At 67.4% G+C, this 19,524-nt stretch carries 15 protein-coding genes; 9 read left to right on the plus strand and 6 right to left on the minus strand.

Translation table 11 applies throughout. The features are described from left to right. Positions 1-3: 3 nt before the first annotated feature. Both H0264_RS37675 and H0264_RS37680 read left to right on the plus strand, forming a co-directional pair. Positions 4-6,078, plus strand: a complete 6,075-nt coding sequence (locus tag H0264_RS37675) for a toxin glutamine deamidase domain-containing protein (protein WP_181581958.1) — start codon at positions 4-6, stop codon at positions 6,076-6,078. Next, the gene (locus H0264_RS37680; protein WP_181581959.1) at positions 6,071-6,646 is read left to right on the plus strand and encodes an SMI1/KNR4 family protein; all 576 of its coding nucleotides are present in this window, start codon (positions 6,071-6,073) and stop codon (positions 6,644-6,646) included. The genes H0264_RS37675 and H0264_RS37680 overlap by 8 nt, the downstream gene beginning before the upstream one ends. A gap of 236 nt (positions 6,647-6,882) precedes the next feature. On the opposite strand, the gene H0264_RS37685 is transcribed toward H0264_RS37680, so the two are convergent. Beyond that, the gene (locus H0264_RS37685; RefSeq protein WP_181581960.1) at positions 6,883-7,425 is read right to left on the minus strand and encodes a YceI family protein; all 543 of its coding nucleotides are present in this window, start codon (positions 7,423-7,425) and stop codon (positions 6,883-6,885) included. Between the two features lie 102 nt (positions 7,426-7,527). Between H0264_RS37685 and H0264_RS37690 the strand changes: the two genes are divergently transcribed. The 4 genes from H0264_RS37690 (at position 7,528) to H0264_RS37705 (ending at position 13,610) form a co-directional block, all read left to right on the plus strand. Beyond that, complete coding sequence (locus tag H0264_RS37690) at positions 7,528-8,370, plus strand: helix-turn-helix domain-containing protein (protein WP_181581961.1); 843 nt, start codon at positions 7,528-7,530, stop codon at positions 8,368-8,370. A 76-nt stretch (positions 8,371-8,446) separates the two neighbouring features. Continuing rightward, entirely contained in the window at positions 8,447-11,062 is a 2,616-nt protein-coding gene (locus H0264_RS37695; protein WP_181581962.1) for a helix-turn-helix transcriptional regulator, read from the plus strand. A gap of 220 nt (positions 11,063-11,282) precedes the next feature. Further along, complete coding sequence (locus tag H0264_RS37700) at positions 11,283-12,158, plus strand: hypothetical protein (protein WP_181581963.1); 876 nt, start codon at positions 11,283-11,285, stop codon at positions 12,156-12,158. Positions 12,159-12,608: 450 nt separating this feature from the next. Continuing rightward, on the plus strand, positions 12,609-13,610 hold the full coding sequence (locus H0264_RS37705) for a hypothetical protein (RefSeq protein WP_181581964.1): 1,002 nt from the start codon (positions 12,609-12,611) through the stop codon (positions 13,608-13,610). A gap of 14 nt (positions 13,611-13,624) precedes the next feature. Here H0264_RS37705 and H0264_RS39130 read toward each other — a convergent pair whose 3' ends face one another. Then, the gene (locus tag H0264_RS39130) at positions 13,625-13,747 is read right to left on the minus strand and encodes a hypothetical protein (RefSeq protein WP_276514525.1); all 123 of its coding nucleotides are present in this window, start codon (positions 13,745-13,747) and stop codon (positions 13,625-13,627) included. Here H0264_RS39130 and H0264_RS37710 point away from each other — a divergent pair. Continuing rightward, positions 13,746-13,949, plus strand: coding sequence for a hypothetical protein (locus H0264_RS37710; RefSeq protein ID WP_181581965.1), 204 nt, complete (start codon positions 13,746-13,748; stop codon positions 13,947-13,949). The two genes, H0264_RS39130 and H0264_RS37710, sit on opposite strands and share 2 nt — an antisense overlap. A gap of 85 nt (positions 13,950-14,034) precedes the next feature. Here the strand turns inward: H0264_RS37710 and H0264_RS37715 are convergent, their stop codons facing one another. The 3 genes from H0264_RS37715 to H0264_RS37725 form a co-directional block, all read right to left on the minus strand. Then, positions 14,035-14,610, minus strand: a complete 576-nt coding sequence (locus H0264_RS37715) for a hypothetical protein (protein ID WP_181581966.1) — start codon at positions 14,608-14,610, stop codon at positions 14,035-14,037. 98 nt (positions 14,611-14,708) lie between these two features. Next, on the minus strand, positions 14,709-15,269 hold the full coding sequence (locus tag H0264_RS37720) for a methylated-DNA--[protein]-cysteine S-methyltransferase (protein ID WP_181581967.1): 561 nt from the start codon (positions 15,267-15,269) through the stop codon (positions 14,709-14,711). A 53-nt stretch (positions 15,270-15,322) separates the two neighbouring features. Beyond that, the gene (locus H0264_RS37725; protein WP_181581968.1) at positions 15,323-15,625 is read right to left on the minus strand and encodes a hypothetical protein; all 303 of its coding nucleotides are present in this window, start codon (positions 15,623-15,625) and stop codon (positions 15,323-15,325) included. A gap of 62 nt (positions 15,626-15,687) precedes the next feature. On the opposite strand from H0264_RS37725, the gene yczR reads away from it, so the two are divergent. Further along, complete coding sequence (gene yczR / locus H0264_RS37730; RefSeq protein ID WP_181581969.1) at positions 15,688-17,184, plus strand: MocR-like transcription factor YczR; 1,497 nt, start codon at positions 15,688-15,690, stop codon at positions 17,182-17,184. A 105-nt stretch (positions 17,185-17,289) separates the two neighbouring features. Here the strand turns inward: yczR and H0264_RS37735 are convergent, their stop codons facing one another. Further along, positions 17,290-18,582 (minus strand): adenylosuccinate synthase, encoded by a 1,293-nt coding sequence (locus H0264_RS37735; RefSeq protein ID WP_181581970.1) that lies wholly within the window; start codon positions 18,580-18,582, stop codon positions 17,290-17,292. 277 nt (positions 18,583-18,859) lie between these two features. Between H0264_RS37735 and H0264_RS37740 the strand changes: the two genes are divergently transcribed. Further along, complete coding sequence (locus tag H0264_RS37740; protein WP_181581971.1) at positions 18,860-19,519, plus strand: hypothetical protein; 660 nt, start codon at positions 18,860-18,862, stop codon at positions 19,517-19,519. The last annotated feature ends 5 nt before the right edge of the window (positions 19,520-19,524 follow it).

Consider the following 19,524-nt stretch of genomic DNA (forward strand, 5'->3'; position numbering starts at 1 on the left):
CCGGTGACTCTGGGGTTTCCGCAGCTCCCCGGCGTACTGGGCTGGCTGCAAGACTTCCTGATCGGGCACTGGCCCGAGGGCGACGAGGACGCCATGCGTCGGGTGGCGCAGCACTGGTCCGATGCGGCGGACGCGCTGGAGAAGCTTCAGCAGCCCGCCGACCTGACCATGAACGCCGCGCTCGCCGCCATCGACGGCAAGATCGGCGACGCCATGTCGTCGTACTGGCAGCAGCTCGTCGGCGGTGACGGCAGCGACCTGAAGAAGATCATCGGCAACTGTGAGAGCTACGCGAAACAGCTCGAACAGGGCGCCACCGATATCGAATACACAAAGCTCACCATCTACGTATCGGTCGGGACGATCGTGGCGATGGCGTTCATCCCCGGCGTCGGGTGGGCGGTCGATGCGGTGGCGGCCAATGCGGTGCGGCTCGCCGTAAGGATGGCGGTGCAGCAGTTGATCGCCCGGCTCGGTGTCCGGGGCGCGGCCTACGCGGCCGAACGGGCCGCCGTCGCGGCCATCGCGAAAGCGAGCGGAACGGTGGTGCGGCAGACACTGCCCGAGCTCATCGCCAAACAGGCGTTGATCGGCGCGGCACTCGGTGGCGGCACGGACGCGGCTGTTCAGGGCATTCAGTTCGGGATGGGGACCCGCGACGACTTCAACTTCCAGTCGTTGTTCCTCTCGACCGGTGCGGGCGCGGTCGCTGGTTCGATCGCGGGCACTCTGGGCGAGCGCGCGGCCATCTCCCTGACGCCGCGGCTGGCCGAAACCAATGCTGCCGCTTCGGTTATCGCGATGGGCGCCGCCCAGGTCCCCGGCAATGTGCTGGGCAATGCGGCGGCCGCGACCACTATGGCGGCCGCCACCGGCAACCCGATCGACATGCATGCCGTCGCGCACGGGGCGGGCGGCGGGCTGATTTCCAAACCCGCTGGGCCGCACGGCGGTTCGACGGTGGAGGCAGGCGGACAGGGTGGGACCTCGGCCGGGAACGGCATTCCGGCGGTCAAGGACACCACCGTGCACGCCGTCGATCAGCCCGTGGTTACGGTCTCCGCGGCAGCGACCACGGCTCCCGTCGTCGATTCCGCACCGCACTCCACGCTTCCGGCCGGACACGGGAATCCTGTTGTCGCACACCCGGATTCCCCCTCGAGTGGGCAACCTGTGGCCGCCGCGTCCAATCCGGCGCATCAGGGCGGGGCAGGTCAGCCGGTGGTGGGAGACCGCGGGGTCACGGGAGCGGGTGCGCCCACGACAACCGCTCCCGACCGCGCCCCTGGCGCTGCGACCACGACGCACGGTGGCGGTACGCCGGCACCGGACCGGAACCTGCCCGCGGGCGCGACCCGCATGCCCGCCGACAATGTCGGACGACCCGAAATCACCTCTCGGCCCGAAACTTCGGCGCGCCCGGAAACGCAGTCGCCGGCCACTCGCGCCGAGACACCAGCACGTTCCGGCGAAAAGTCTTTCGGCACAGGGGAACAGCCCGGAAGAAGCCCGGAATCCCCGGCAACCGGAAAGCCCGGCGAACCCACCCACGGCGTGAACCCAGAACACGTCCGTACGCCTGCCGAAGAGGGTGGTCCGGCAGGCGATCGAGACACCGGGGACGGTGAGAGCCCGGCATCGCACAGCCGGAACGCGGACGAAGGCGGCGAACCCCCTGCCTCGAACGACCACACCGGCCATCCGGTCGATTCCCGGCCGGAGCCCGGCGCGCCCGACGACACGACCGGCCACGAGGCGCCCGGCCTGCCGGAGCACCCGCACGAGCCACTGGAGCTGACCGATCACGATCGGAAGCTCATCGACAAGTTCGCGGACAAGCACGGATTGTCCGCCGAAGAAGTCGTCCGCGGCATCGAAACCGGCAAGCTGGAATTGGGCTCCTATGCGATCTGGCCCAAGCCACCGGACGCGGTCCCGACTCCGGACAAACTCACCGCCGAGTACCTCAACCAGGTCATCGACCAGCTGCGTGAGAATCCGCTGGAGCGGCAGCGCTACACCAGCGCCGAACCGGAATCGTTCCGGGCGGGCTGCCCCGATACCGAATTGCCCGGCAGCCTGACCCGTTCGATGCCCGAGCATGCCCTCGACAACTCCGTCTCACCCATCGACTCGGACCGGATCGAGGTCAATCACGAGAGCGACGGCCTGTCGCCGATGTGGCGGGACCAGAGTGCGGGCGACGCGTATCTCGACCCGAAAAACGCTCTGTTCCGGATGGATTCGCGCGGCACCGAAATCTTCGAGCACGGCTTCGCGCCCCGCGATCCGGCGAACCTGAACATCAGCGCGCACGTGGGTGACGCCGGGAGCGGCCGGCCGGACGGTTTCGTCTCCCTGTCCCGCAGCGCCGAACACACCGTTCTGCGCGACCAGTTCCAGCTCTCCGGCAACGACCTCGCCCGGCTCGCCGCCGAAGGCAAGGTGGAGCGACTCCCCGACGGCACATACCGCCAGATGCGCTACATGCACGAGCTGTACACCCCGCACGGCATCGACGTGGACGCCACCTACCACGACGCCACCGCGCACAGCCGCTACAACACCGGCGGCCACCAGGAAGCCGAGATCCTCGCCCCCGGAGGCATTTCCGGCGACTCCGTCTACCGAACCTGGCCGCGCGAAACCATCTACGACCCGAACGGCAACATCCTGTCGTCTCGCGTCGGCGAACCCATCCACAACCCGGACTTCGCGCACCTGAACAATTCCCGCTTCGCCGAATCGCACGAGCGGGGCGGCGTTGCCGACGAATCGCATTCGCAGGCACCGCGCGATCGGGCGGTACCGGAAGAATTGGCGACGCCCGAACGGCTCGTAACCGACAGGGACGGCTCCGGGTCGTTGCCGGAGCACGGCACGGCTCCGAAGGACGACGGCCATCCGGATAGCCCGGTGCCCGCTCCGGATACGGCGCATCGGGTACGTCAGGACGCTCAGCCGGAGAATGACGGCACCGCCCCTGTATCGAGCGCGCCTCGCTCGGAAAATCCTCCGGTGCAGACAGTTCCGGATTATTCCGCCCCGTTGTCACCGCACACGAACCTGCCGCCCACGCAGCACGCACCGCATGCTCCCGACGTGGCACCGGTGGCGCAGTCACCAGTACACACGGCGCACGAGCAGTCGCCACAGCCTGCACCTCGCACGAATCCGGTGGAACACGCACCACACCAACCGGATTCCCGTGCACCGGAGCAACGAGCGCCGCGACCTGACCAGCAATCCGCTCAACAATCCCCGCACGCCCAGCAGCAGGCACCGCACGAACGTGGCCCGGTTGAAGCAGTGCCGGCGAGAACCACGGCGCACCCGGATGGGCTTGGTACACACCCGAATTCACCGCAGCCGCGCACGGTATCGCCCCACGAGGTGCGGCAGGCGAATCAGATCCGCCAGGTACGCGAGTGGTATCGCACCCAGCCTCCGGAGGGCGGCCGAGTCACCCCGGTGCCCATCGACCACAGCCCGAACGGCAAGCCCGCCTACGACTTCCACCGCCACCCGGACGCCCACGGCGGCCCCATCGCGGTGACGTCGATCAAGGTGCACGTCACCTTCGACGGCACCGTCACCCCCGAACACGTTGCGCGCGTATGGGAACACGCCCAACTGGCCACCGACCTCGCCTTCAACCACGGCCAGCGCCTACTGTCCGGTGACCGGGTCATGGTGGACCTGGTCCACACCTCGGACCCGTCCACCGCACACCTGAACATCCACGTCACCGACGCCCCTGGCCCATGGCATCCGAACAGCCATCCGGACGCGATGGCGCAGCAGTTGCGCGAGCACCTCGGCCTGTTCGCCGAGCCCGACCGAAGCGGGTTCGGGCCGGAGGAGATTCGTCAGCTCAGTAATGACATCGCCAAGGCGAATACTCCTGCCGCGCTCGACGGTCTGCGGGACACGCGTTCGTTCGGCCGCGAGCAACTGCAGCAGGTCGAGAAGCCGGAATACCAGCACGCCGTGGAAGATGCGTTGCGCGACGGCAACCGTTTCCTGGTCGGGGCGGACCCGCGCGATAATCCGTACGGCAGGCTGATCAATGACGGTGGGCCGGAGCAACCGGGACGCAGCAACGACTGCCTGGACAACTCGCTGGCCGCCCTGTCCTCGTTCAACGGCCGTCCGGAGGTGGCCGCCCCACGCTGGCCGGATCGGCTGCCCGACGGCAGCATCGACAATCGCAGTGGCGAGCGTGGTGGCCTGCAACGCGCGGCCGAGTGGATCGGCGGCGAGGTTCAGAGCTACAACGACGGCCGCCCCGTCAAAGACCAGTTCCAGGCGCTGCACAACTGGATCGAGCAGCTGGGCCCCGGTTCGTCGGCCCTCGTCTACAACCAGTGGCACGCAGTCGATTCCGCCGTGCAACCGCTCTTCCACGAGAACGGGACGCCGAAGATCGACGGCGCGCACGCCACCGTCGTCGTCTACCCACGCGACGCGTCCGGCCCGGTCTGGTGGGACCCGCAACTGAGCCGTTTCTCCGACACGCCACCGTCATACTTGGCCGACCGTTCGGCCCACATGGAGTTCATGACCGTCGACCCGCAGGGAGGACCTCACGGTGCCGGAACCGCTCCACACCACGAACCAGCTGGTGCAGTACCTGGCCGAGATCTTCCCGGGCCAGGAGTTCGAGACGATCTCGATCGAGCACGGCTGGGTGTGCCGCCCGAAACTCACCCCCGAGCAGATCGCCCGGAACCAGGATCTGGGCCTGGCGAATTACGTGGTGAACAAGAACACGGGGGTGGTGACCGCGCACCCGAGCCTGCACCCACTCACGATCGGGGAGATGTACGACGAGGCGATCCGGGCGGGCCAACCGATCGGCAGACAGATCTACCCACCCCTGCAGAGCGTGAACATCCAACGACTCCAGGAAGATTCGACCACGATCCGGTACCTGGTGCGAATCGAATCGACAGCACAACCGGACCCGATCACGGAATACCAGCTGACCATCGACAAGAACACCCTCGCGTACCAGCCGACAGCACCCATGGCAGCGAACGTGGTGTCGTGGACGGACTGGCGCCGGAGTCAGGACGGCCACTGGCCGAGCCAGGGGATGTTCCAGGAGTAGGACCGGATCGGACCGCCGATGCGGACCGCGACCTGGATTCCGATGGAAGTGAGTTCGGCGCGGAAGTGGATACCTCCACACCGGAGTATCAGCGGACTCGTGAGGCGGACTTCGATCACCTCGTCGACCGGAATCAGGACCTGCGTCAGAGCGGGCTCGAAGCAGTTCGCGAGCTGAACAACGGATCCGATCCCGCAGCGGATGGTGTACGACGACCTGACGGACGCACGATCACGACTCTGCTTTACCGGATGGATTCCGGCAGCGCCGGTGAGGAATTCGGGTACAGCGGGGACGGCCACGATTGGCCTCCTGCGAACGAGACCCATGCACTTCCCAAGGAAGAATATCGACTCTTCGAATCCAAGGAGGTCGCGCTCTACAACCCTCGCGACGAGGGCAACGGTCCCAGCATCAAACCACGATTGCACGACTCGGAAGTCAAACTGCTGGAGGAGCTTTCCCGGCGGCATCTCGAGGAGCTGAGCGGCTTGGATCGCGAGGCCGTCGATGACGCTATCCGGAAATCGGTTCGAAAGATCGCAGGATGGGACCGTCGCGGATTCCCGGAAATCCCTGACGGCCCCGAAGGCGATACGCTGCGGCAACGTCAGCGCATAGCCGATGAGATCTACGAAGATATGCGTGAATATCCTCGCTACCCCCAAGGGTTGGAAGGTGAGGCCATGCGGGCGCGGCACCGCATCGTCGAGGCGGTCCGGCTTCTCAACGAGGCTGCCGCGTCGGCGGCGTCGAACGCCGGAAGGCAGCATGTTCCGTTTACGGTGCATGACATATCGGGCGATGTGCGAATGGTCGTAGACCTTCCCGCCGGCCGCGACTATCCGCCGGCCGAGCAGATCTGCGGGTCGTGCCAGGACGTCATCGTCGCCTATCAGGAAGCTTTCCCCGGAATACGCATCGAGGTTCGCAATCTGAAGCACGAGGAGTTGTGGAATGAGTAGCGAGGAGCCCAGCGTGACAACGGGGGTCGACGAGGTGTTCGACCGCCTGGTCTCCGAGGGGTTGAACCCAGCTCGAATGGCCGGCGCGAGCGATAGCGAAATCAACAGCTGGGCATCGGAACAAGGCGTCTCGACCATTCCTGCCGGAGTACGTGAATCCCTCCGATTGATCGGCTCCGAGCCCGGCCTGTGGTTCGCCGGTAGCTCGTTCGGTGTGCGTACGGTTACCGGCGCCGCGAAGCGGCATGCGCTGGCCACCATCACGAATCTGCCTGAAACACAGTTGGATTCCAACGGCATGCTGGTCCTGGTCGAGCACCAGGCATACGAGTACCACGTGATCGACGGTGCGGATCTGTCCGAGCCCGATCCACCGGTGTGGCTTGTTACCGAGAACCGGTCGGCGGTCCCGTACTGGCCATCGGTCACTGCCTGGTTCGAGTACGGGGCACCGAAGGTGGCCGATTACAGGTTCCGGCTCAAATCGATGCGCAAACGGGGCAAGCACACCGACCCTATCTGGTTGAGCTACTTCAATTTCGACGATCAGAGCTCACCGGACAGGTAAGGACCGTCATCACGACGACGCCGGTCGCTCGAATCATTGGACTCCGAAACCGATCCCGAAGACCCGACCTATTTCGGCACGCCGACCCCCCCACCGGCATCGAGAACCATTTCGAACCCGACGGTCGCCCATCCGGTGTCTGGACTCGGTACGAAACCTGATCGGGCCGACGCAGGGCTACCGGCCCCGCCGAGAGGGCGGCATTCGAGGACGCCGCCCCACCGTGACGCCGGAGTTCAGGCTTCCGGTTCGACCAGTTGGATGTCGAGTTCGATGGCGATCTTGTCGGAGAGCATGGCGTTGGGGAGGCCGGGGGCTACGTCGAAGTCGCTGCGCTTGATGGTGCCGGTGGCGAAGAAGCCGGCGTGGTTCTTGTTGTCCTGGGGGAAGACCTGGACGCCGCCCCATTCGACGGTGAGGGTGACGGGCTTGGTGATGCCGGCGATGGTGGCCTCGCCGGTCACTTCGAATTCTTCGGCGAGGGCTACCGGTTCGGGGACGCGGAAGGTGAGGTGGGGGCGGTTGGCGGTGTCGAGGATGTCGGCGCTGCGGACGTGGTTGTCGCGGTGCTCATTGCCGGTGTCGAACGAGTCGAAGTAGATGGTGGCCTCGATGGCGGCCTGGCCGGACTCGTTCACGACGAAGGCGGTGTCGAAGCGGTTGAAGCGGCCGCGGACCTTGGAGATGCCCAGGTGCTTGACGGTGAAGCTGACCGAGGAGTGGTTGGTGTCGAGGGTCCAGGCGCCGGGAGCGAGCAGGTTCTGGGTGGAAGTCGTCATAGCGAGAACGGTAAGTGGACCGGAGTCCGGTTAACCACACCTTCTTGATCCTGGCACTGGCAGGGCGAGGATAAGAGAACGGGGAGAGGGCACCATGGTGGAGTGTCACGATCCGAATTCGCCGAGTTCCTCATCGCCAGACGCGGGCAGTTGCAGCCCGAGGACGTCGGGCTGCCGAGTGGGCGCCGGCGGCGCACGCCGGGGCTGCGGCGCGAAGAGGTGGCCGCACTGGCGGGGGTGAGCGTGGACTACCTGGCTCGGCTCGAACAGGGGCGAGACACCAATCCATCCATGGCCGTGCTGGGCGCGCTGTCGGATGCGTTGCGGCTCAACGAGATCGAACGGCATCACTTCGGCAGGCTGGCACTCGGGATGGCGGAGGCGAGCAACTGCCCGTCGGCGGGCCAGGCGCGGGAAGAGGTGACCGAGACGCTGCGCGCGGTCATCGACGCACTGCATCCCACACCGGCATTCGTGGTCGGACGATGGATGAACGTGCTCGCCTGGAATCCGGCCTGGCGGGATTTCGCCGAACCACTCGGACTTTTCGACGACGCGGCGCACGGGAACTTCGCCTACTATCTGTTCGCTCGGCCGGACGCCCAGAAATACTTCCTGAACTGGGATGATGCCGCCGACACCGCAGTCTCGGCACTGCGGGCCGCACAGACCCGCTTCATCGACGACCGGGTGCTCGAATCCCAGATCGCGACACTCCAGCAAATGCCGGAGTTCGCACGCCGATGGCGGGAGCACCGGCTCACCGACTTCCGGTCGGCCCTGCTGCGCATCGACCATCCCGTCCGCGGTGAAGTCGAGGTAGAGCTGGAAACACTGGATCCGGCCGCCGATCAGAGCGTCATGGTGTGGCTGGTGGACCGGCGCGCCGCCCGCGCTCCCGGACTGCGGCTGGTCAACGAACAGCCACGACTGGTGAACGAGTAGCAATCATTCTGCGAATCCGAGTCTCGGGCCTTTCGTTTCCCCTGCTCACGAGGGGTGACAGAACTATTGTTAGACCATGGCTCGGAATTGGCCGATGGTCGAACGCGAGAACGAGCTCGAATCGATACGGTCGGCGCTGACCGGCGACGATTTCGTCGGCGCGGTTCTCACCGGTGACGCGGGGGTCGGCAAGACCACCCTCGCACGTCAGGCGACCGCCGCCGTCGGCGGGAACATCCGATGGGTCGCGGGCACCGAATCCGCCCGCAGCATCCCGCTCGGCGTGTTCGCGCACATGGTGGGGGTGTACACCGCGCACGACCCGGTGACCTTCATGGCCGCCGCGCGCGAAGCCCTGCTCGCGGACGGGCACACCATCATCGGCGTCGACGACGCACATCTGCTCGATCAGCTGTCGGCGACCCTGCTGCTGCAGCTGGCCATCGACAAGGCCGCGCACATCGTCGCCACCGTACGCAGCGGGGTACCGGTGCCGGACGCGGTGACCTCGCTCTGGAAAGACGGGCATCTGCTGCGAATCGACCTGTCGCCCTTCACCCAACGGCAGAGCGTCGAACTCGTGGAATCCATGCTCGGCGGACAACTGGAGGGCTTCACCGCCAACCTCATGTGGGAATCCTCCGGAGGGAACGCGCTTTTCCTGCGACACCTCGTGGAGGGTGCGCTGGAAGCGGGCACGCTGCGGCAGGTCAACGGGGTGTGGCAGTTGCGCGGACGCGCCGCCGTCACCTCGGAACTGGCTGCGCTGCTGGAGGATCGGGTCGAACAGCTGCCCGAATCCGTGCTGCGGGTGCTGGAACTGCTCACCTTCTGCGAACCCATCGACCTGGACGTGCTGTGTGAACTCGCGGGCGAGGAAGCCGTCGAGATGGCCGAATCACGCGGCGTCATAAGGATTGTGGAGAACAGCCACCAGCTGCTGGTGCGGTACAACCATCCACTGTTCGGCGAGGTTATCCGGCGGCGGCTGGGCATCGCGTCGGCGCGGCGGCTGCGCGGGCGGCTGTACTCGTCGCTGAAGGAACGTCGGATCAACTCCGCCTCCGACCGCATTCGTTTGGCCGAATTGGCTTTGGACAGTGACAAATCCGCGGATCTGGAACTGTTCGAGGCGGCAGCGGCCGACGCCATCGGATTGGCGAATCTGCCCCTGGGAGAACGCTTCGCGCGAGCGGCCGTGGAGCGACGCGGCGGGGTCGAAGCCGCCGACCTGCTGGCTCGCGCGCTGCTCTGGCAGGGGCATCGCATCGAGGCCGAACGCACGCTCGCCGCCTTCGACCCGGACCGGATGAACGAGGTGCAGCTGGCGCGTTGGGGCGGCACCCGCGTAGCGAATCTCTTTTGGTCCATGGGCGATTCGGATCGCGCCGACGAAGTGCTGGACTCGGTGCGCAGCCGGGTGAAACACCCCAAGATCTCGATCATTCTCGACGGGCTGGCCTCCGCGTGCGCCGTCCACGAGAACCGCCTCGACGAAGCGTTCGCGCTGGCCGAACCCGTCATGGAGACCGAAGGCGCGCCGCCGTGGGCGGTGTGGTGGGCGGCCTTCGGCGGCGGACTCGCCTTGGCGCTCATGGGACGTGGCGATGCCGCGCGACAGTACGCGGAGCGCGGGCGGGCGGTGGAATCGCACATCGACGGGCTCAACCGGTTCATGTCCCAGCACGCGGAAGTCCTGGCGCTCACCTTCACCGGGGATTTCGACGCCGCAAGGCATTGCGCCAGTGGACCTTACGCGTACTCGTCGCCCGGACAGTATGTGGCGTGGGGGATGAACAAGATCCTGCACGGCACCGTCGACGTGGCGCAGGGGCGATTCCCGCAGGGCATCGACAATCTGGAGCAGGCGATCGCCGCCTTGACCGCAGAAGGCGCCGCATCGTGGATGATTCCGGCGAGACTCCGTCTGGCGGAAGCATATTCGGCACTGGGCCGGACCGCCGACGCCGCCGAATCCATTGCCGCGGCCATCGAGCGGGGCGGGCGGCACAGCGCCGTCTACGATCCGCAGCTCGAGATCGCCAAAGCGTGGCAGGCGGCCGCCGAAGGCATGGTGAGCCCGGCCATTCGGATCGCCCTCGGGGCGGCGGATGCGGCGGCGCGTTCGCGTCAGCACGCCATCGAAGCGATCGCGTTGCATGCCGCGGCGCGGTTCGGTGATCAGACCGTGGCGGGGCGGTTGGCCGATCTGGCCGCGCGGGTGGATGGGCGGCTGGTGCAGGCGCAGGCCCGGCACGCGGTGGCCGTCGCGGCGCACGACGGGCCCGGATTGGATTCCGCCGCAGCGGAATTCGAGCAGATCGGAGCGCTGTTGTCGGCGGCCGACGCCGCCGCGCAGGCCGCGTCCGCGCACGAGCGGGCCGGGGATCGGCGGCGGCTGCTCGAATCCGCGGCCACCGCGAATCGTCTCGCGGCGGCCTGCGGTGGGGCCAGCACGCCGGCACTGCGGCAATCCGCGCAACCGCTGCCGCTCACCTCGCGGGAGCGGGAGATCGCGAGCCTGGTGGCGGCCGGCCTGTCGAACCGGCAGATCGCGGACCGGCTCACGGTTTCGGTGCGGACCGTCGAGGGGCACCTCTATCGCGCCTGCATCAAGCTCGATGTCACCGACCGGGAGGCGCTGGCCGAACTCATGCGCGGAGGGTCATCTTTCGGCAAACCCGAGAGCTGAGCGGGACGTATCGACGAAACCCTCCTGAACAGTTATTTCTCCCTGTCCCACCTGGAGCCTTCCGCGGGTATGCAACCGCTCACATCCACTTGAGTTGTTAAGCATCCTTTCAGCTAACATCCCTGCTCAGGACCCCCGAAGATCCGGGGATCACCAGTTCCAATCCTGATGAGGGTGGTGTTTCGACGTGGGCCGTCGGCATGCAGAAATGAAGACCGGCGTGTCCCGACACGCCCTCCGACCGGCCATCGGCGCCCTGCCCCTGGCAATCGCCATCGCCTGCGCGGCCGTCGCCAACGCGGCACCCCATCAACCCGGCGTCACCGACACCCCGTCGGCCCCCGACCAAGCCCTCTCCACCCCACGCCAGCCCGGCACCACCACCGCCCCCTCGGCCCCGCAGGCCGACTACGCGGTCCCGGAGAACCGGCGCGCCATCCCAGCCGAGACCGAACCCGCCCCGGCCGTCGACTGGCAGAACCTGCACGCCCCCGAATACGTCGAGCCCGTCGCTCCGATCGCACCCCCACCACGCACCGTCCGCATCGGCGAGTTCAGCACCCCGGCCCCGAACGAGGTGCCGGACGACATCCTCAATCCGGTGAACGACGGTGCAGCCCAAGTCGAAGCGACCATTGCCACCAATCTGCAGTCTGTCGGCATCAACCCGAGCCGCTCGGACAAGATCGCCGCATTGACCGCGGGAGGCGCCGGGATCGGTGCCGTCAGCGCCGGTCTCGTCGGCGCGGGCGTTGGTCTCGTCGGCGGCGGCCTGATCGGTGCCGGCATCGGGGCCGCAATCGGGGCGGGCATCGGCCTCGGAGTCGGTGTCGCCACGGTCGGCGGCGCCACTGCGGCCGGCATTGTCGCCGGCATCCCCACCGGTGGCATCGCCTCGATCCCCGCAGCCGCGATGGGGCTCGGGGCCTTCGTTCCAGCCGCAGCCGGATTCGCAGGCGGTGGCGCGCTCATCGGTATGGGTGTTGGCGCGATTGCCGGTGCCGCCATAGGCGCGGCCGTGGTCGGTATTCCGTCCATGGTCGTCGGCGGCGCACTGGGAGGCGCGGCGGGCTTCGGCATCGGAAGTGTCGTCTAGCCGGACAATGTTGCGCCACAGCCTGATACACGCACAGCGGAATCCGGCGCGAAGGGCCCGGGTCGCGCCCGAATCGACCCAAGGATCTGGGCCGAGTCGTCGGCCGACGCCAAACTTCATGATCGACAGAGTCATCCGAGCCGGGTGGCTGGACGAATCACGGTTATGAGTCCTCGGACAGGGGCGCTCGCGTTGGTCGAAATCGACTGGCGTGAGCGCCTTCTCACACCAGTGACCAATCAGCAATCGCGACGGCTATCCGCAGCGACGGCATAATTTCGCCTTCGATCAGCGCCTTTGCGGGACAGGCAGCTCCAGCGTGGAGAAATGTGCACCATCTCACATCGACTTGAGTTGTGTAGCGTCCCATCAGCTAACATCCCTGCTCAAAGGGACCCGCTGTGGTCCGGGGGATCGACAGAATCAATCTGATGAGGGTGGTGTTTCGACGTGGGTCGTCGGCATCGAGAACTGAAAACCGGCGCGCCCCGACGCGCCCTCGTGCTGGGAGCGATCCCGCTGGCTCTGGCCGTCGCCTGCTCCAACGCGACCGAACAGCAGAGCGCGGTCACCCCGACCACAGCGCCCATCGCCAGCGGCAACACCACGGCACCGAACACTCCGGCTGCCCCGGCGACCCCGCCCGCCGACCACGCGGCCCCGCCCGCTCCCGGCGTGGCCCCGAACGCTCCGACCGCGCCCAACGGCCCGATCGCCCAGCAGCCCGCCATCACGGTCCAGCCGGGTGTCGCCACCCCGCCCCGCGACCAGCCGGCCGCCCAGCAGCACGGCCCCATCCAGCCCGGCGTGACCACCCCGCCAGCCCCGAAGGCGGACTACGTTGTCCCGCCGAACTTCCGGCCCATCCCCAATGCCGAGGTGGCCCCGGCAGTCGACTTCAGCAACCTGCACGCCCCTACGGTCGTCACTCCGGTCGCCCCGATCGCACCGCCGCCGCGCACCCTGCGACTCGGCAACTACACCTCGCCCGTTCCGGACGACGTACCGGACAACGTGCTCGACACCGTGAACGTCACCGCCGCCAACGGTGAAGCGGCACTTGCCACCACGCTCAATTCAGTCGGCGTCAACCCGAGCCGCTCGGACAAGATCGCGGCAGGCACGATTGCGGGCACCGCGGCAGGCGTTGTCGCCGGCGCTGCCGTCGCCGGTGTGCCCGCGGCTCTGGTCGGAGGCGCCGTGGGTGCCGCGATCGGCCTGCCCATCGGTACGGCCGTGGGCCTGGGTCTCGGTACGGCAAGCATCGCGATCGCCCCCTGGCTCGCCCCGATCGACGTGGTCGGCGGCGGTATCGGCGGCGCACTGATCGGTGCGGGCGTCGGCGCTGCCATCGGGGCTGCGGCACTCGGCGTTCCGGCCGCGGTCATCGGTGGCGCGGTCGGTGGCGCTGCGGGATTCGCCGGCGGCGCATTCCTCGGAGGTGCACTGTGAAATTGATTGGGAATTCAGCTCTCGCTCGCGCGGTGGTACCTGAGCGGCGCTGTTGCCGCATGCGCGATCATCAGCGCGCCCGCCGCATCGGCGACACCGCCGGTCGCCACCCCGGAACCCGGAGGAGTGATCCGCATGGATCCCGCCCCGGGCGAGTGGTGGAACTGCGGTGGCTGGAGTCTGCAGGCCCCCTTCGTCGGATCCGATCCGATGACCGGTTTCTCGACCGGGCGTCCGCTCTACCTGCGCTTCGCGCCGGGCGCCGACGTGTGGGTCTTCTGCACCGGTTCCAGTGCGCCGTTCTACTACTGGGGTCCGATCGTCAAGGCCGGAGAGTAGTCGAGCGCATAGAGCCCCTCGGCGACAGAACGAAGGCGTCCGCACCGGAATCGTTGGTGCGGGCGCTTTTTCGCGTGCGAGGGGGTTACATGGCGCTGAGGGAGCGGGCGTAGTTGACCTGGTGCATGACCATGGGGAAGGTGTGCTGGTTCTGGACGGGGATCATGGCGGAGTGGAAGCGGCCTTCGCTGGCTACCGTCACCTGGATGTAGCCAGCGATGACCTGCTCCTTGATGAGGAGGAAGAGCAGGCCGAGGCCGCAGGCCAGGGAGAAGATGATGGCCAGCACCACGGCGTAGGGGGGCATGCGCTCGGTGGTGTGGGACATGTCGGTGGCCGTCCAGATGGAGCCGCGCAGGGGGAAGGTGCCCGAGGGGGTGATCACCGAAGTGTCGGTGACCGCTATGTCGCCGATGGCCACGAGGAAACCGCCGGGTGCCGGGGCATACGCCGGTTGGGCGAAATCCGGCTGGGTGTAGGCGGGTTGGGCGTAATCGGGCTGGGGATAGGGCTGTTGGGGATATGGTCCCGAGCCGGGGTGCGGCAGGTGGCCGGGGGCCATCTGGGTGGGCTGGTCGTAGGGAGTGCCGGGCCAGGTGTCGGCGGGACCGTATTGGGGTGAACCGTCCATTGGCTGGCTTTTCTGGAATGGGTCGGTCACGCTTCGGTCCTCCCTGTGCAACGCGAGCCGTGCGCTCGCGCCCCTCCCGATGACCACCGAATTTTATGCCACTTCGGTTACACGGTTCACCGGGAAATTCAGAAGAGGGTGGGTTCGCCGAAGCCGGGGGTGCGTTCTATTTCGAGTAGTCGCAGCTTGGTGTTGATGCCGCCGGGAGCGGAGAAACCGTGCAGGGCGTGGTCTGCGGCGAGGACGCGGTGGCAGGGGACGATGAGGGGAATCGGGTTGCGGCCCAGGGATTGTCCGACGGCCTGGGCGGCGCCCGGAGCGCCTATGCGGTCGGCGACGGCGCCGTAGCTGAGGGTGTGGCCGGGCGGGATGGCGCGAGCGATGGTGTAGACGGCGCGGTCGAAATCGTTGATCGCGCTGGTGTCCAAGGGAATCCAGCGCAGGTCGTCGAGCTCGCCGGTGAGGTGGGCCTGGATCTTCTCGATGGCCCGGGTGATGGCGGGGGTGGGCACGGCCTCACGGAAGTCGAGCATGCGGTGGCGGCGCAGGATGTGGGTGCGGGTGGCGGACCGGACCGGCTCGGGGAGTGCGAACCGCACCACCCCGGTGGCGCTCCAGGCGATGGCGCAGGCGCCGATCGCGGTGTCGAAGAGCGCCGCCGAGGCGTGCGGGCGGGGCGGGGCGGACATAGGGCCAGTGTGCACGCGGGGACCGACAAGTCCAGTGGATTCAGTCCAGTTTCTCAGAACTGGACTGTTTCCTCGCGGCACGGGATATTGGCCAGGTCGGGGAAGCGGGGCGCGCGGCGCTGCACCGGGGCGGACGAGCGCACGGGAGCGGCCGCGTCCTGATGGGCGCGAGCCGCGGCGAGGTCCGAATATTGGCGGGCCACTTCATAATCCGCGACCGACCAGTCCGACATGGGGGCGTGCGGGCGGTAACGCTCCAGCAGGATGCCCCAGCGTTCGCCGGGCTTGGGAGCGAACAGGTAGACGACAGCGGCGAAGCCGGCGACCACCGCGAAGGAGGCGAGTAGAGCGATCATGAACCCATAGTGGCCCGGTCCAGGACTTGAAGAAAATATCCAGTGCCCCGATACTGGCCTGTATGGCGATACGAGTGATCGGCGCGGCCAGCCTGACCCGCGACCTGGGACGGTGGCGGCACGACGAACCCGGCGCTGCGGCGGACAGCAATCGGCGGCCTTCCCGGCCCGCGTATGTTGCGCTCGCGGAGAGCATTCGGCTCCTCATCCACGACGGCCGCGCACCGCTGGGCGTGGCGCTGCCCAGCGAACGGGATTTGGCCACCACCCTCGCGGTCAGCCGCACCACCGTCACCTCCGCGTACGCGCTGCTGCGCGAACACGGGTATCTGATCAGCCGGCAGGGCTCCCGCAGCACCGTGGCACTGCCGCCCACGATCGTGCACGACGGCACCAAACCGGCCCGCAGCCTGCTGGCCATGATGGCGCAGCCCGAGGTGCCGACCATCGACATGACCTTCGCCGCCATGTCCGCGCCCGCCGAGATGACCGACGCGTATTCCTTTGCCCTGCAAGGTCTTCCAACCTATCTGGGCACGCACGGCATGGACCCCGTCGGCATGCTCATGCTGCGCGAGGCGCTGGCCCGCCGCTACACCGAGCGCGGCCTGCCCACCGATCCGGAGCAGATTCTGGTGACTCTCGGTGCGCAGCACGGACTTCGGCTGCTGCTGAACGTGCTCACCACGCCCGCCGAGCGCGTGCTCATCGAACACCCCTCCTACCCCAATGCCATCGAGGCCATCCGCGATGTGGGCGCCCGGCCGGTCCCGGTGCCCATGCTCCCGGACGGCTGGGATCTGGCCGGAATCCGCAGTGCCGCAAGGCAAACCGCCGCCAGCGTCGCCTACATGGTGCCCGACTACAACAACCCCACCGGCCTGCTGCTGGACGCCGAGGGCCGCGCCGAACTGGCCTCCATCGCCCGCGACACCCGCATGACCGTCATCGTCGACGAATCCATGGTGGATCTGCACCTCACCGACGGCGAAATCATGCCTCCCGCAGCCTCTTTCGCCCGCAACTCGGAGATAGTCACCATCGGCTCGGCCTCGAAATCCTTCTGGGGCGGCCTGCGCGTGGGCTGGATCCGCGCGAACCAGTCACTCATCACCAAACTGCTCGGCACCCGCTCCACCGTCGACCTCGGCACCCCGGTCATGGATCAGCTGGCCACGGTCTATCTGCTGCAGAACGAGACCGAAATCCTCACCACCAGAAGGCACCAGCTGCGCTCCCGGCGCGCGGCGCTACTCGAAGCCATTGCCGAGGAGCTGCCCGAATGGCGGGTCTCCCCCGGCGCGGGCGGCATGTCCCTGTGGGCCCAACTCCCCGCCCCGGTATCGACGGCTCTCGCCGCCACCGCCCCCAACCACGGCGTATTACTCGCCGCCGGACCACGTTTCGGCGTTCAGGGCGCATTCGAACGCTTCATCCGCCTCCCCTTCACCCACGAGGAACCCGACATCCGCGTGGCCGTGAAGTCCATCGCCGCCGCCTACGCCGCCCTGACCCCACACGCGGCAGACCCCCTCGCTCCACTGGCCCCGCTGTATTGAGGACCGACCACCCTCGACAAACAAACCATTGGGCAATGAATTACGAAGCGGCGGTACCGATTTCGGTACCGCCGCTTTGTTCGTGTCGGTAACCGAGCCGAGGCGCTACTTCGACAGGATGTCGTGGCGGACGATGGTCTGGTCGCGGCCGGGGCCGACGCCGATGCAGGAGACCCGCGCGCCTGAAAGCTCTTCCAGGCGCTTCACGTACGCCTGGGCGTTCACCGGCAACTCTTCGAAGGTGCGGCAGCCGGAGATGTCCTCCCACCAGCCGGGCATCTCTTCGTAGATGGGCTTGGCGTGGTGGAAATCGGTTTGCGTGGTGGGCATTTCGTCCACACGCTTGCCGTCGATCTCGTAGGCGACGCAGATCGGGATGGTGTCCAGGCTGGAGAGGACGTCCAGCTTGGTGAGGAAGTAGTCGGTGATGCCGTTGACGCGGGTGGCGTAGCGGCCGATCACGGCGTCGAACCAGCCGGTGCGGCGGGCGCGGCCGGTGGTGACGCCGACCTCGCCGCCGGTCTTGGCCAGGTATTCGCCCGAGTTGTCGAACAGCTCGGTCGGGAACGGGCCGGAGCCGACGCGGGTGGTGTACGCCTTGAGGATGCCGAGCACGGTGGTGATCTTGTTGGGGCCGACGCCCGCGCCCACCGCCGCGCCGCCCGAGGTCGGGTTGGAGGAGGTCACGTACGGGTAGGTGCCGTGGTCGACGTCCAGCAGGGTGCCCTGCGAACCTTCGAGCAGCACGATCTCGCCGCGCTCGAGCGCCTCGTTGAGCAGCAGGCGGGAATCGGCGATGCGGTGCTTGAAGCCCTCGGCCTTGGTGAGCACCTCGTCCACCACCTGCGCGGGATCCAGCGCCCGGCGGTTGTAGATCTTCACCAGCACCTGGTTCTTGAATTCCAGTGCGGCCTCGACCTTCTGGGTGAGGATCTTCTCGTCCAGCACATCGGCCACGCGGACGCCGACGCGGGCGACCTTGTCCTGGTAGCAGGGGCCGATGCCGCGGCCGGTGGTGCCGATCTTCTTGTTGCCGAGGAAGCGTTCGGTGACCTTATCGATGGCCACGTGGTACGGCATGATCAGGTGCGCGTCGGCCGAGAGCAGCAGGCGGGAGGTGTCCACGCCGCGCTCTTCCAGACCGCCGAGTTCGGCCAGCAGCACGCCCGGATCGACGACCACGCCATTGCCGATGACGTTGGTCACATCGGGGGTGAGAATGCCGGAGGGGATGAGGTGCAGCGCGAACTTGTCGCCGTTGGGCAGCACCACGGTGTGACCCGCATTGTTTCCGCCCTGGTAGCGGACAACCCATTGGACCCGGTCACCGAGCAGGTCGGTTGCTTTGCCCTTGCCCTCGTCGCCCCACTGGGCGCCGATCAGCACGATTGCCGGCATCTTGGAGTCTCCTACGGGTTCGACGCGCAGCACCGGTGATGCTGCAGCTACCCGCCGTCAGAAGGCGGTGGCCGGAGGCACAGTCTAGTAGATGCTCGAATACCACCTGGTTCGCGACCCGGGCACGGGACGAATGCGGCGTAACGGCTAGGCATCGAGCGAAGCGCGGCAAATAAGACAGAGCTATGGTGGCACGGGGAGTCGGACCGGGCAGGGTCCGCCGGAACAGACGCAGTGAGGCGATCGTGTTGGCGTGTCAGAGGAGGGTGTACCGCAGTTGAGTACCCATGTTCTCCGCTGCGACGGCGCACCCGTTCCGATCGCGCTCGCCTCTCTTCCCACCACCCAGACCTCGGCCATACCGGACCCGAACGCGCTGGACGAACTGCTGCCCGTCATGGCCGCCGACAGTTTGCCGCGCCTCATCGTGCTCGGTGAGGACGCCGGACTGGCCGCCGTGCTCACCCACCTCATGCGCACCGAGCGACTCAATGTGGAGATCGGGTTCGTGCCCGTCGACCGCACCTACGGGTCCCGCGCCTACGAGACCGGCACCGGCAATGCTGCCGCCAAACGCGCCCTCGAGGGCAAGGCCATGGAAACCCCGCTCATCCGCGACGACACCGGCAAGGTGCTCATCGGCCGCGCCACCCTCACCGGCCCGCGCGGTGAGAAGCTGGAAGGCGAAGCGTACGTGGACGACACGCGGCTGTTCACCGGAAAAGTGGCAGCCCTGCACGTTTCGCCCACACTGGAGATGCCGGGCCTGCACGCCACCGTGGTGCGCGGCCTGCGCAAGAAGAAGTGGGTCGAAGGCCGGGCCATGCAGCTGGGCACCCGTGGCGCGATCGTCACCCGCGACGGCGTCACCACCGACAAACCGGTGCGACGCTCCACCTTCTACCGCCATCACGAACCCTGGCTACTGGTCCGCTGAGGAGC

It is taken from the genome of Nocardia huaxiensis, from assembly GCF_013744875.1.
GTDB lineage: Bacteria > Actinomycetota > Actinomycetes > Mycobacteriales > Mycobacteriaceae > Nocardia > Nocardia huaxiensis.